General features: G+C 69.4%; 13 protein-coding genes and 2 tRNA genes. 5 read left to right on the plus strand and 10 right to left on the minus strand.

Annotated elements, in window-relative coordinates:
* The first annotated feature begins 148 nt into the window (after nucleotides 1-148).
* Entirely contained in the window at nucleotides 149-1462 is a 1314-nt protein-coding gene (locus tag BBK82_RS13435; RefSeq protein ID WP_237048168.1) for a BNR-4 repeat-containing protein, read from the plus strand.
* Between the two features lie 224 nt (nucleotides 1463-1686).
* Here the strand turns inward: BBK82_RS13435 and BBK82_RS13440 are convergent, their stop codons facing one another.
* Together BBK82_RS13440 and BBK82_RS13445 are read right to left on the minus strand one after the other, a co-directional pair.
* A complete protein-coding gene (locus BBK82_RS13440; protein ID WP_065915325.1) occupies nucleotides 1687-2934 on the minus strand; it encodes a thioester domain-containing protein in 1248 nt (415 codons plus the stop codon).
* A gap of 308 nt (nucleotides 2935-3242) precedes the next feature.
* Nucleotides 3243-4448 (minus strand): DNA cytosine methyltransferase, encoded by a 1206-nt coding sequence (locus tag BBK82_RS13445; RefSeq protein ID WP_237048169.1) that lies wholly within the window; start codon nucleotides 4446-4448, stop codon nucleotides 3243-3245.
* A 61-nt stretch (nucleotides 4449-4509) separates the two neighbouring features.
* Here BBK82_RS13445 and BBK82_RS13450 point away from each other — a divergent pair, with 61 nt between their 5' ends.
* Nucleotides 4510-5268, plus strand: a complete 759-nt coding sequence (locus BBK82_RS13450) for a hypothetical protein (RefSeq protein WP_065915326.1) — start codon at nucleotides 4510-4512, stop codon at nucleotides 5266-5268.
* 72 nt (nucleotides 5269-5340) lie between these two features.
* Here BBK82_RS13450 and BBK82_RS13455 read toward each other — a convergent pair whose 3' ends face one another.
* A complete protein-coding gene (locus BBK82_RS13455) occupies nucleotides 5341-6582 on the minus strand; it encodes an ATP-grasp domain-containing protein (RefSeq protein ID WP_237048171.1) in 1242 nt (413 codons plus the stop codon).
* Nucleotides 6583-6615: 33 nt separating this feature from the next.
* Here BBK82_RS13455 and BBK82_RS54040 point away from each other — a divergent pair, with 33 nt between their 5' ends.
* A complete protein-coding gene (locus BBK82_RS54040; RefSeq protein ID WP_237048172.1) occupies nucleotides 6616-6834 on the plus strand; it encodes a hypothetical protein in 219 nt (72 codons plus the stop codon).
* 128 nt (nucleotides 6835-6962) lie between these two features.
* Here BBK82_RS54040 and BBK82_RS13460 read toward each other — a convergent pair whose 3' ends face one another.
* Entirely contained in the window at nucleotides 6963-7172 is a 210-nt protein-coding gene (locus BBK82_RS13460) for a hypothetical protein (protein ID WP_065915328.1), read from the minus strand.
* Nucleotides 7173-7286: 114 nt separating this feature from the next.
* Between BBK82_RS13460 and BBK82_RS13465 the strand changes: the two genes are divergently transcribed.
* A complete protein-coding gene (locus tag BBK82_RS13465; protein ID WP_237048174.1) occupies nucleotides 7287-8072 on the plus strand; it encodes an NAD-dependent epimerase/dehydratase family protein in 786 nt (261 codons plus the stop codon).
* Here BBK82_RS13465 and BBK82_RS13470 read toward each other — a convergent pair.
* The gene (locus BBK82_RS13470; protein ID WP_065915330.1) at nucleotides 8041-8970 is read right to left on the minus strand and encodes a ribonuclease Z; all 930 of its coding nucleotides are present in this window, start codon (nucleotides 8968-8970) and stop codon (nucleotides 8041-8043) included. The genes BBK82_RS13465 and BBK82_RS13470 overlap by 32 nt on opposite strands.
* A 23-nt stretch (nucleotides 8971-8993) precedes the next feature.
* On the opposite strand from BBK82_RS13470, the gene BBK82_RS13475 reads away from it, so the two are divergent.
* Nucleotides 8994-9812, plus strand: coding sequence for a serine hydrolase domain-containing protein (locus BBK82_RS13475; protein WP_065915331.1), 819 nt, complete (start codon nucleotides 8994-8996; stop codon nucleotides 9810-9812).
* Here the strand turns inward: BBK82_RS13475 and BBK82_RS13480 are convergent.
* The 5 genes from BBK82_RS13480 to BBK82_RS13500 form a co-directional block, all read right to left on the minus strand.
* Nucleotides 9796-10128: a hypothetical protein gene (locus BBK82_RS13480; RefSeq protein ID WP_065915332.1), complete on the minus strand. Its 333-nt coding sequence runs from the start codon at nucleotides 10126-10128 to the stop codon at nucleotides 9796-9798. The genes BBK82_RS13475 and BBK82_RS13480 overlap by 17 nt on opposite strands.
* Before the next feature lie 19 nt (nucleotides 10129-10147).
* Nucleotides 10148-10969: an SDR family NAD(P)-dependent oxidoreductase gene (locus BBK82_RS13485; protein WP_065915333.1), complete on the minus strand. Its 822-nt coding sequence runs from the start codon at nucleotides 10967-10969 to the stop codon at nucleotides 10148-10150.
* A 106-nt stretch (nucleotides 10970-11075) separates the two neighbouring features.
* Nucleotides 11076-11552: a macro domain-containing protein gene (locus tag BBK82_RS13490; protein ID WP_065915334.1), complete on the minus strand. Its 477-nt coding sequence runs from the start codon at nucleotides 11550-11552 to the stop codon at nucleotides 11076-11078.
* 231 nt (nucleotides 11553-11783) lie between these two features.
* Nucleotides 11784-11856: transfer RNA gene (locus BBK82_RS13495), tRNA-Arg, on the minus strand.
* A 41-nt stretch (nucleotides 11857-11897) separates the two neighbouring features.
* Nucleotides 11898-11987 (minus strand) — tRNA-Ser (locus BBK82_RS13500).
* Nucleotides 11988-12008: the final 21 nt, after the last annotated feature.

The raw sequence follows: 12008 nt of genomic DNA on the forward strand, positions 1-12008 counted from the left end.
CCCACGCATCGCTAGGCCGCGATCACGCCAACTCGACCTGGACAAGTCGGCTCGGCGGCAACGATGATGGCTCCGCCGCCGCCTGGTCGGCCGCCGTCGCGGCCAGAACCAGGAGGAACGCCACATGACACGGCTCCTGCGTGGAGTTATGTCCGCAGCACTGCTGTTGCCGCTAGTCGCCACCCCTTCGGCCAACGCCACGGCCGAACCACTGGGGAAGGCGGAGTTCACGGTGACGACCACGGCCACGAACGTCGCAGCCAGGAGCGACCGCCGCCCGGTCGCGGGCGGGGTGCACGACAAGAAGGCCGGCAAGACGTTCATCTCGTGGGCGGGCCAGTACGAGGACAGCTACGTCCAGACCTACGACCACCGCAAGTCCACGTGGTCGGCCCCCCACCGCGTCGCCGACGGCGACTCGGACGCCCACAACTACCCGACGATGGTCCAGGCCCGCGACGGCCACCTGCTGATCTTCCGCGGCATGCACAACGTCGAGCTGCGGATGTCCCGCTCGCCTCAGCCCCACTCGGCCGACGGCGTGTGGGAGGAGACCCTGATCTCGAAGAACGCCGCCACGTACCCGATGCCGTTCGTGACCCGCGACGGCACGATCCACGTCTTCTTCCGCGAGACAACCGGCGACCTCGACCCGAACGTCCCCACCGACACCCGCCCGATGCTCTACGTGGTGTCCAAGGACAACGGCAAGACGTGGAAGACCTCCACTGAGCTGACCGGCCACCCGTTCGCCATCGGCTCCACCTCGCGCGCCGACAACATGAACGAGATCTACATCGGCCAGCTCCGCCTGGAGGACTCCGGCCGCGTCCGCATCGCCTACACCCTCGCGGGCGGCGGCTTCGAGGGCCACAAGCACGACCGCTACCACCGCAACATCTACTACACCTGGTTCGACCCCAGGAACCTGCACTTCTACTCGGCGTCCGGCCGTGACCTCGGCACCCAGGTCGACGACGCCGACCAGGAATCACACCTGAAGGTCGCGGAGACCCCGCTGACCCTGCCGAACAACGTCAAGTCCCCCGACTACATCCAGCAGGTCGGCACGACGCTCGGCCGTCCGTTCGTCCTGTGGTTCGCGGGCGACCCGGACGGGGGCCCGCTCCGCAACAACCTGTCGTTCTGGAACGGCCGGGGCTGGGAGACCCGCGAAGTGGCCCGCGGGCTGCGCACCCGTGAGATCGAACCGATCGACCCGCTCACCTGGCGCGTCTACGCCACCGAGGACGGCAAGCCGAACGTCCTGACCTACCTCGTGCGGTTCGGGCGGACGTGGGAGGCCGAGACGGTGATCCCGACGGCCAAGCCGGTCCAGCGGGTCGAGGTGGTGGCGAACTTCCGCGACCCGGCACGGGCGATCTTCTCGGGGGCTTCGTCGCAGCGGGACGTGGCGATCGCGGATGGTGACATCAGCGTGGCCGGTCTGACCCGCCGCTAGTTCGCACGCCCGTGGTCGCGCATCCGCACGCTGCGCGACCGCGGGCAGGCCCGCGCAGGGGTCCCCTTCGGAGTTGGCTCTCCCGCGACCCACGCTGCTCAGCGGGTCTGACAGATCCGGGTGCATCCCGGCCAGCGCGGGCCACGCACGGCAAACGCCCCCTGGACCGGCGCGGACCCAGGGGGCGTTCGTCTTTCAAGCGCTCACGCGCTCAGGCGCTCAGATCAGGCGCCGGCCTTCTTGCGGCGCACCACGAACAGCGCCGCGATACCGCCACCGACGAGCACGAGCCCGCCGATCAGCGGCCACAGGATCGAGGCACCGGTCGAGGCGAGGTCCTCGTCCGTGCCACCACCCGGAGCCGGCGGAACCGTGGTCGTCGTGGTCGGCGGGGTCGTCGTCGTGGTCGGCTGGGTGGTGGTCGTCGTGGTGGTGCTCGACGGCGGAACCGTCGTCCCCGCGGTCCACTCGGCCCGAGCCGGCTTCTCGACCTTCACGTCGGAGGCCTTCGCGATCACGAGCGACTGGGTCTTCTGGTTCTTGTCCTCGGACACGAACAGCCGACCGGCCTGCAGCGCTGCCTCCGCCTTGACCTTCAGCTCGGCCTGGCCGGCCGCAGCGTCGCCGGGCACGTTGACGTAGAACTCGGTGACCTTCTCAGCCGTGGCCTCGGCCTTGGCCGTCAGCTCGTCACCCGAGGTCTGGACGGCGAGCGGCTTGCGGTCCTTGTCCGTGATCGTGACGCCCTTGGGGAGCTTCGCGGTCAGCGTGATCTCGCCCGCGGTCGTGGTGACCTTGAACGGGCCGAGCAGCTCACCGGCCGCACCCTTGACCTCGGCCGGCTCGACCTGGAGCGTCGGCTTCGGCTGGTCGTTCTTCAGGTCCTGGGCTTCCGCGAGGAACTTCTTGTAGAGCTTGACGAGGTCCTCGCCGCCGCCCTCAGGGCCATCGGCGAGTTCCCTGGCCTCGTCGAGCTGGGAACCGTCGGTGAAGTGCCAGATCGCCGCCTGCGTGGCAGCGATGATCTCGCGGTCGTTGTACGGGTCCTTGCCCTCGCCGAACTTCTCGTTGACGTCCTCGACAGACTTGGTCGGGTACGAGTTGGTCAGGATCCAGAGGACCTTGCCCGCGTTGTCCTTGAACTTGGTGGCCGGGTTGGGGTGCTTGTCCCACGGCACCTCACGGAGGGGCTTGCCGTCCTCGAGGACGGTCGGCAGCTCCACGCAGTACGCCTGGAAGCGGTCCTTCTTGCCGTCCTCCTTGAGCTCGACGCCGATCAGGCTGGTGCTGAACTCGTCGTTGTGCCGGGGAGGGGTGTTGCCGACCTTGGGCACGAGGTAGACGTCATGGCCGTACTTCTTGTCGCCCTCGATGGGCTTGATGACGACGTCCGCGAACGCCGCGGGGGTCGACAGGGACAGGAGGGCGGCAGCGCCGAGAAGCGCCGCACCGATCCTCAACCGGGAAGCCATGGGTCTCCTTGCTCGCTGAAGTTAGCCCGAACGCAGGAAAAGTCGAGTACTTCGGTCGAGGCGGCGGACTCCGAAGTCGACACCGAAACGACAGGAAGCGAGCGGGACGTTAGCCGATGGGGGGTCACCCGTTAGAGCGAGGTATGAAGATCACGTCGTACGGCGGGTGAGCTGCAAAAACATCCCAAAACGGTCCACAGTGGATCCATGATTGATGCATCGGTTTTGTCAGGTGACGATAAATTCGTTGCCCAACAGTTATCTACCGAGCCGTCCTGCTACGTACCCGCAGCCGGGTCGGTTCAATCTCAAGCCACCAATTCGGCAACGGCGGTGGGACGAATGTCACCCGGACGCAAAGACGTGCCGCGCAGGCACAGGTCACGGGGCTCCGGGCGGTGGCCGGTGAGAATCCACCTGGTGAGCCCGGCGAGCTGGTAGGCGATGAGCGGCGGAACGGCGTCGCCGACGTGCCGGTAGGCGTTGCCGAGAATGGAGACGTCGAACTTGAACTGCCGCGGGAAGCCCTGGAGCAGCGCCATCTCCCTGACCGTGCAGAGGCGGTGCTGTTCCGGGTGGGCGTAGCGGCCGTTGCCGACGTGGCCGCATTCGCGCTTGATGGTGCGTGCCGGTTCGTCCCACCACATCCGGCCGTAGACGTCCGGATGTGAGCCCCAGTTCTGCTGCTCGACGATTTTGCGTTGTGCCGGGTTCAACAACTCCGCGGTTTCCGGCGAGCGCAGCAGGTCCGCCCACGAGCCGCCGTCCGCGGGAATGGCGCGCATCCGCTCCAGGCTGCGGTCCTGGGAAAAGGTCGGTGACACGTGGATCGGGTCGTCCGGGTGCGCGAGACCGGCCTCGACCGGGGGCAGCTTGCCGATCGCGCGGCGGACCGTGGCGGCGACCGGGCGCAGCTGCAGGCCCTCCCACAGGTCGTCCAGCGTGCGCAGGGGCAGGCCCGCGTCCACGGCGATCATCAGGGTCCGTTCGCGGAGCTGGGGCAGGCCGTAGTCGGACAGCACGTGCGTGCCGCCGGTGACGTCGTAGCCGAGCTTGACGAGCGACTCGGCGAGCTGGTCGAAGTGGTGGCGCTGCTTGCCCTTCACCAGCTCGCGGGCGTTCTCGACCAGGATCGTCCTAGGCCGCAGCTCTTCGGCGTAGACCGCGATCCGGCCCACCAGCGAGTTGCGCGGGTCGTCGCGCAGGTGGTTCGCGGCGGTGATGCGGCTGAAGCCCGAGCACGGCGGGCACGCCAGCAGCACGTCGAGCTCGCCGCGGCGCAGGCCCCAGACCTCGCGCAACGCCGAGGGCGAGATGCGGGAGAGGTCGACCTCCAGCGGATCGACGCCGATGTTGGCCCGGTAGGTGTCGTTGCACCGCAACGAACCCAGGCGGGACGAGGGCTTGCCGATCTGCGCGTCCGCCGCGCCGACGACCCGGAAGTCGCGGTGGGCGTGGAAGCCGAAGCTCATCCCGCCCGCACCGGAGAAGATGTCGGCCACCGAGAAGGACACGGCGAGATCGTACGGGCGAGGCTTCTCATGGCGGTGCCGGACATCCCGTAGGTTTCCGCGCATGGAACTGCCGCGTGCCTGGCAACGGCCAGACCCGTTGCGCGGACTCGACAGGATCTCCTGGGCCGAGGTCTACGACGGCCGGGGCGGTGCCGGTCGTCTCCCCCGCCGCCTGCTGCGCGAGCTGGTGGACCCGGCTCCGGAGGTCAGGCTGGACGCGTTCACCTCGCTCGCCGACCGGCTGCTGACCGAGGACACGGTGTCGGAGGCGTCGTTCTGCGCGGTGCCGTTCCTGGTGGAGCTGGGCGCGTCGTACAAGGTGGCCGCCGCGGACGTGCGCGACCGGGTGATCTTCCTGCTGGCCGCGCTCGCGTTGGCGGGCAAGGGCTTCACCGAGGACGGCCGGCGCACGCACCGGCGGTGGAACGCCCTGGGCCGCGAGCTCCCCCGCACGGCACCGGACTGGCTCACCCAGACCCGCCACGCCGTCGCCCAGGGCGCGCCGAAGATCTTCGAGGCGCTCGCGTCCGAACGGGTCGGGTGCCTGGTGGCGCTGGCGTGCGCGGTGCCGGAGAAGCTGCCCGCGTTCGTCGTCGGCCTGATGCAGGACATGCTCGACGACGAGGAGGAACTGCTCGCCGAGGCCGCCGAGATCGCGGTCGCGCTGCTCAAGCGAACACCGGAGCTGGTCGAGCCGGAACCGAAGGTGCTCGGCGAGGGGCTCGTACGGCCCGCCCACCAGCCGCAGGAGGTCACCGCGGCGTTGATGGGCTACCGGTTCGCCCTCACCGCCGCGTACGGCGATGAGGGCGCCTGGTAGCGCTTTTCAGGTGCACGCGGGGAGCTTTCGTACTCTTCTGGTGCACGAAAGGCCCCCGCGTGCGGACAACGGTCAGGCGATGACGGCTTCCTGTTCGAGGGGCTGGTCGAGAGGCTGGGCGTCCTCGACGGCGATCGCGGGCTCCAGGGCGCCGAGACCGGTGCCCCACTCCTGGTCGGCCAGGGCGAAGGCCGCCACGGTCAGAGCGGCCACCGGCGCGCCGACCGGCATGTTCTCCCGGTGCAGGTCCAGGTCGAGCCGACCGCCGATCGGCGACGGGCTCAGCCGCAGCGTCGCGTGCGCCGGCTCGTCAAAGTGCGCCAGGCGGCAAGCCCAGCCGGTGAAGACCACCCGGCGCTCGTCGACCTCGGTCGGCTGCACCGCGCGGACGTTCGCGCCGACGGCACCGGACCGCGTGCTGTCCGCCGCCGCGAGCACGAGCTCCTCGAACTGCATGGACGAGACGCCGAGGTCCCAGCCGGCCACCAGGGCCACCTGGACCAGGGCGAGCGGCAGCGACGGGACGGCGTCCTCGAAGCACACCATCGCGCCGCCGTAGCGGGTGTTGATCTCGGTCGGCAGGAAGCCGTCCTCGGTCGCGATGCCGTCGAGCGTGAACGTGCCGCGGTAGTCCACGGTGGACCGCAGGTGCTCGCCGACGCGCCGGGCGAGGTTGCGCATCTGGTCGCGGATCCACACGGGCGGGTCGTAGAACGACGCGCAGCCCGCGTAGAGGAACTTGGCCTGGCCCTGGCGGCGCGGCACGACCATCTCGATCGGGCGCAACACCGCGGTGCCATCGGGGAACACGATGCCGTGCACGCTCACCGGGATGCCTTCCAGGAACGGCATCACGCGCACCTGCTCGCACTTGGGCGCGAGCACGTCGAAGGCCTCCTTGGCCTCCTCGTAGGACCGCACCCGGCGCACGAAGTTCGCGCCGCCGTTGATCGCGGGCCCGTCACCGGACCACACGACGCCCGCGCCGCGGTCCAGGATCTCCGAGGCGCCCCACAGACGTTCGAAGTCGAGGTCGAACACCAGCGCGGGCGCACGCGGGGCGGAGAGCTCGTCCCAGAGCGCGTCGATGGTGGTCTTGTTCTCCAGCTCGACCCACTCGCGGCGGCGCGCGTTGAGGACCGGACGGCCCTGGAAGGTGTCGATCTCGTTGTAGGGCGTGCTGATCACGACGGCCTCGGCCGCCGGGTCGAAGTCGCCCAGGATCCCGCGCACCTCGGCACTCGGCTTGGTCAGCAGCTTGCCGAGACGGCGCTGCTCGACCGCGACGAAGCCGCCCTTGATGCCCAGCGACACCCATCGGGCGATCTCGGAATCATGAAGCGGGGCATGATCATCGGTATCCAGCACGAGCGTATGGCGGGCACCGAGCGCATGGAGCTCATGCGCGCGTTTCGCCAAACGCGTACCACCGGCCAGCACGACCAACCGGTCACCGAACAATCCGCCCAAGCGCTCGTTGAGCGCTGCGAAGACATGATCCATCGCCGAGAACCCGCTTTGAGAGAAGCAGAAGGATGCGACCGGCGATCGCCGGGTGACGCGTAGCGTAGAGCCACCCGGTATGCGTGTCGAAGCACGGTCCGGCAACGGCCGGATGAATGTTGCGGCGGGCCCGTCCGCTGCGGCGTCAGCGCAGGCCCGGCGACATGGGGACCAGTGGTGGTGCAGTCGCTCTAGAGCGAGCGCGCCGCGTCCCGGAGGACCTGGTCAACGCGGTTGAGGAAGCTGCGCCTCGGGTTGATGGCGGGAAGCGGAGCGGTGAGCTCTGCGGGGCCGGGCGTGGGTGCGGCTCCCACGATGTCGGCCACGTTGCGCAGGAACTCCTGCCGCTTGAACTCGCGCACGGCCACGTCGTGCAGGAGTCCGGCGATGCTTGTGTGCACAGCGCGATGGGGGTAACTCACTCGTGTGTTATCGGCGCAACTTCGGGGGACCTTTAGGGTCATCTTGTGCGAGTTCTAGTGACCGGTGCCACTGGGTACGTTGGCCGAGTTGTGGTGCGTGAGCTGCGGATTCACGGACATGAACCAGTTGTGTCCCACCAACGCCTCATGGAGCCGTTCCAAGTTCCAGACGCCGACGCCGTCATCCACCTGGCGGGTCTCGCCCGCGTGCGGGAGTCGTTCCAAGATCCACTCGCCTACTGGGAGACCAACGTCGCCGGGACGCTGAACCTGCTGAAGGCGTTGCGGGGCCAGCGGTTTCTCTTCGCGTCGACGGCCGGGGTGTACCGGCCGGCGGACGCCACCCTGACGGAGGAGTCCGTCCGGGAACCCTCCTCCCCCTACGCCGCGACGAAGGCCGCCGCTGAAGATCTTGTGGCGTGGGCGGCGCGGTCCGGCCAGATCGGGGCAGCCACGCTGCGTTTGTTCAACGTCGCTGGAGGGGGTGACACCGACACCACTCGGGTGATTACGCGCGCGGTCGCCACGGCGGCCGGGCAGGGGCCGGGGATGGAGGTCTACGGCGACGGGTCGGCGGTGCGCGAGTTCGTCCACGTGCGGGACGTGGCCGCGGCGTTCGTGACCGCACTGGAGACGTGCGAGGTCGGCGAGTCCACCGTCTACAACGTCGGCGGGACGTCCGCGTCCGTGCGGGAGGTGCTGGAGACCGTCGAGGAGGTCACCGGGCGGCCCGTGGACGTGACGTGGAGGCCGGCGAACCCCGACGAGGTCAAGGTCCAGCGCGCGGACACCTCACGCCTGCGCGCGCTTGGCTGGGCGCCGGCGCACTCGTCGTTGAAGGAGATCGTCAGCGACCAGTGGGCCGCTCTGCACCGGTGACCCGCTTCGGCACCGGGATCCGGTCGAGGTCCTTCGCCACGACGATCTCGCCGCCGAACTCCGCCGCCGCCTCGGCGTGGAACTCCGCGGGGTCGTCGTAGCGCTGGGAGAAGTGGGTCAGCACGAGCTTGCGCACCCCGGTCTCCTGGGCGACGCGGGCGGCCTGCTGGGCGGTGAGGTGGCCGTGGTCGCCGGCGAGCTTCGTGTCGCGGGCGAGGTAGGTCGACTCGATCACCAGCAGGTCGGCCCGGTCGGCGAGCTCGTAGACGTTGTCGCAGAGCCGGGTGTCCATCACGAACGCGAACCGCTGGCCGGGCCGGGGTTCGCTGACGTCTTCGAGCCGCACGCCGTTGACCACGCCGTCGCGCTGCAGGTCGCGCACCTGCGGACCGCGGATGCCGTGCTCGGCCAGCTTCTCCGGCAACATCCGGTGGCCGTCCGGTTCGACCAGCCGGTAGCCGAACGAGTCGATGCCGTGGTCGAGCCGGAACGCCTCCAGCCTGCCGAACCTGCCCTCCGCGACGAGCCCGTCGGCGTCGACCGGCTCCTCCTTGATGTCCGCGGCGTCGTAGAAGGCGCTCGCGTACCGGAGGCGTTCGAAGAAGTGCGCGCCGGACCGCGGGAAGTGCGCGTGGACGGTGTGCGGCACGCGGTCGAGGCTCAGCCGCTGCACGATGCCGGGCACGCCCAGGCAGTGGTCGCCGTGGAAGTGGGTGAGGCAGATCCGGGTGATGTCGCTCGCAGCGGCGCCTGACCTGAGCAGCTGCCGCTGGCTGCCGTCGCCGGGGTCGAAGAGGAGGCCCTCGCCGTCCCACCTGAGCAGATAGCCGTTGTGGTTGCGCTGGCGCGTGGGAACCTGGCTGGCCGTTCCCAGGACGATCAGTTCCCGGACTGTCACCCCCGAACGTTAACGTCTGTCCCATGCAGAGCGTCGAAGTGGCAGCGTCGTGGCCTGCCGAGAACGTGGCCGTGGCCGTCGTGTCCGGCGGGTCGGTGGTGGCCTCGCTGGGTGATCAGCAGCGGGTGTTCGGGCTGGCCTCGGTCACGAAGCTGCTGACGTCGTACGCGGTGCTGGTCGCGGTCGAGGAGGGTGCGGTCGAGTGGGACCAGCCGGCCGGGCCACCGGGGGCCACGGTGCGGCACCTGATCGCGCACACGGCCGGGTACGCCTTCGACAAGCCGGAGGTGCAGGCAGAGCCCGGCACCCGGCGGATCTACTCGAACGCGGGCTTCGACGTGCTGGCCGCGTTCGTCGGCGAGGCCTGCGAGATCCCGTTCCCGCAGTACCTGCACGAGGCCGTCTTCGCACCGCTCGGGATGACCTCGTCGGCGCTGACCGGCAGCGCCGGTGCCGGTGCCGAGTCCTCCGCCGCCGACCTGGCGCTGTTCGCCGCCGAGCTGCTCGCGCCGAAGCTGGTCTCCGCCGAGCTGGTGCGCGAGGCGACCTCCGTGGTGTTCCCCGGCCTGAACGGCGTGCTGCCCGGCTACGGCATGCAGAAGCCGAACGACTGGGGCCTCGGGTTCGAGATCCGCGACGGCAAATCGCCGCACTGGACCGGGACGTCGCACTCGCCGCGCACGTTCGGCCACTTCGGCCAGTCCGGCACGTTCCTGTGGGTCGACCCGGAGCTCTCCGCCGCGTGTGTTGCCCTGACCGACCTGCGGTTCGGGCCGTGGGCGGTCGAGGCGTGGACGCCGTTCTCCGACGGCGTCCGCGCGGAGCTCAGTCAGCGAGCCTGAGGGCGAGCTGCTTGAGCACGTCCTGGACGTCGGCCTCCTCGCAGTCGTTCTCGTAGGCCTGCGCGACCCCGTGGAACGCGTAGAGCAGCCCCGCGGTGAACCACCCGAACTGCGACAGCACCTGGTCCATCGCCTGCTTGAGGGCCTGGGCACCGGCCTCGTTCAGCTCACCGTCGACCTTGACCTCGTAGCTGAACACGCCCTCCTGCAGTGACTTGAGGGCCGTGCGCAGGTAGTCGCTCGACTCACCGGCCTCCGCGTCGTAGGTGAGGGTCAGGACGCCGAGCGCCCGCTGCATGATCTCGCGCTGATCCACGACGTGAACTCTGCCGCAGTCACCGCCCCCAGCGCACCCGCGCGGGGTCCTCCAACCGCAGCCGGTGCTCGAACGCGTCCGCGATCGCCCCGACGTCCCAGTGCTCCCGCTCGACCACCGGCTCCAGCGGCGAGGCCTGCCCGATCACGTGCAGCCGCCCGTTCGCGAACCTGATCAGCTGCCCGGTGACCCCGCCGGCCAGGTCGCTCAGCAGGTAGGTGACCAGCGGCGCTATCGCTTCCGGCGGCCCGCTCGGCACGGCCCTGGTGTCGGCGGCGGCCATCCTCGTCCAAGCGACCGGGCACACGGCGTTGACGCGGGTGCCGGTGTCCGCGAGCTCGGCCGCGCACCCCGCCGTGATCGAGGCGATGGCCCCCTTGGACGCCGAGTACGCGACCGCGGTCGGCTGCCCCACCATCGCGACCGAGCCGAGGTTCACGATCGACCCGCCCCGCATCGACCGGACGGCCGCGCTGGTGCAATAGAGCGTGCCGAGCACGTTGACCTCGATCAGCTCGCGGACGGCGGCGGGATCGTCCTCACCGACCCGCGCCTGATGCCTGATCCCCGCGTTGTTGACGAGCCCGTCGATCCGCCCGAACGCCGCCGTGCAGGTGTCCACGACCGCCTCCGCCGTACCGGGGTCCTGCACCGGCCCGGCACAGACCACCGCTTTCCCACCCATGACCGTGATGAGCTCCGCGACCTGCGCCACCAACGGCTCGTCGACGTCGTTGACCACCACCGCCGCCCCGGCCTCCGCGGCGTGCATCGCAAAGGCCCGCCCCAGCCCCTGCGCCGCCCCGGTCACCACCACGGCCTTGCCGGCCAAAATCCCCATGCCCCTGAGTGTGTCCACCAGTCGCCCTCCGCCGTTGGCCCTCTTCGGCGAGCGACCGCAGACGGCGCCGAACGGCGTACGAAAAACGGCGGGCTGGTGCCAGCCCTCAGCCGAAGTCGTACACGGTCGTCTCGATCCCCTTGGCCACCAACGCCTCCACCACCATCGGCTCCACCAGCTCCCACCGCCCACCGGCCAGCCCACACCCGATCCGCGGCATGTGCACACTCGCCCCAAGCCGCTCAGCATGCCCAGCCAGTTCCACCAAACAGCTCAGGATCGCCTCGTAGCGGACCGGCGGCCCCTTGCTGCCACTGCGAATGCCGCGCTGCCCGATCATGTTCGCAACCCAGGTGTCCGGCTTGACCTGCACCAGCTGAACGGCACCAAGACCGAAGTCATTCGTCGCCCGACCCCGATGCCACTCGCGGTAGGCACGCTCCGGCTCAGGCCAACGCTTCGAAACGGCCACCACAAATCCCTTGCCCCAGCCCCCGATGTCGTTGCACACATGCGCAACCACCTTCGGCCCCTTGGCCTGCGGACTGGTTGCATCGCCCTTGGTCACTCGCAGCTCGGCCACAACCGTGATCCTGCTCGCACAAGGCACTCAGGGCGACCAGATTTCCCACACGCGCGGCTCAAGCCGATGGAGCTCGCCTCGGGGAGGGACTGGGTAGGCGCGTCAGCGCCACGCAGTCCGGGGGTTCGGGGGCGGAGCCGCCCGGCTGGGGTCTGGGGGCTTGGCCCCCAGAAACAACGGCGGGGCGCCTCGGTTTGCGCTTTCCGCAAACACAAGACACCCCGCGTTCCGCGCGCTCGACAGGATTCGAACCTGTAACCTTCTGATCCGTAGTCAGATGCTCTATCCGTTGAGCTACGAGCGCATGTATTCAATTATAACCGATCCCCTAGAGGCTCGGCCTTGCGGAGGCTCCGGGATTTGAACCCGGGATGGGGGGTTACCCCAAACCGCATTAGCAGTGCGGCGCCATAGACCAGACTAGGCGAAGCCTCCCGGGACCATCCTTGGCCACGG

Origin of the sequence: Lentzea guizhouensis (assembly GCF_001701025.1) — a bacterium.
GTDB classification, from domain to species: domain Bacteria; phylum Actinomycetota; class Actinomycetes; order Mycobacteriales; family Pseudonocardiaceae; genus Lentzea; species Lentzea guizhouensis.

Bases quoted from the DNA above. Each gene is read 5' to 3' on its own strand.
- BBK82_RS13475 (WP_065915331.1), top strand. From the start codon at position 8,994: ATGCAGAGCGTCGAAGTGGCAGCGTCGTGGCCTGCCGAGAACGTGGCC.
- BBK82_RS13440 (WP_065915325.1), bottom strand. From the start codon at position 2,934: ATGGCTTCCCGGTTGAGGATCGGTGCGGCGCTTCTCGGCGCTGCCGCC.
- BBK82_RS54040 (WP_237048172.1), top strand. From the start codon at position 6,616: ATGATCATCGGTATCCAGCACGAGCGTATGGCGGGCACCGAGCGCATG.
- BBK82_RS13435 (WP_237048168.1), top strand. From the start codon at position 149: ATGTCCGCAGCACTGCTGTTGCCGCTAGTCGCCACCCCTTCGGCCAAC.
- BBK82_RS13450 (WP_065915326.1), top strand. From the start codon at position 4,510: ATGGAACTGCCGCGTGCCTGGCAACGGCCAGACCCGTTGCGCGGACTC.
- BBK82_RS13485 (WP_065915333.1), bottom strand. From the start codon at position 10,969: ATGGGGATTTTGGCCGGCAAGGCCGTGGTGGTGACCGGGGCGGCGCAG.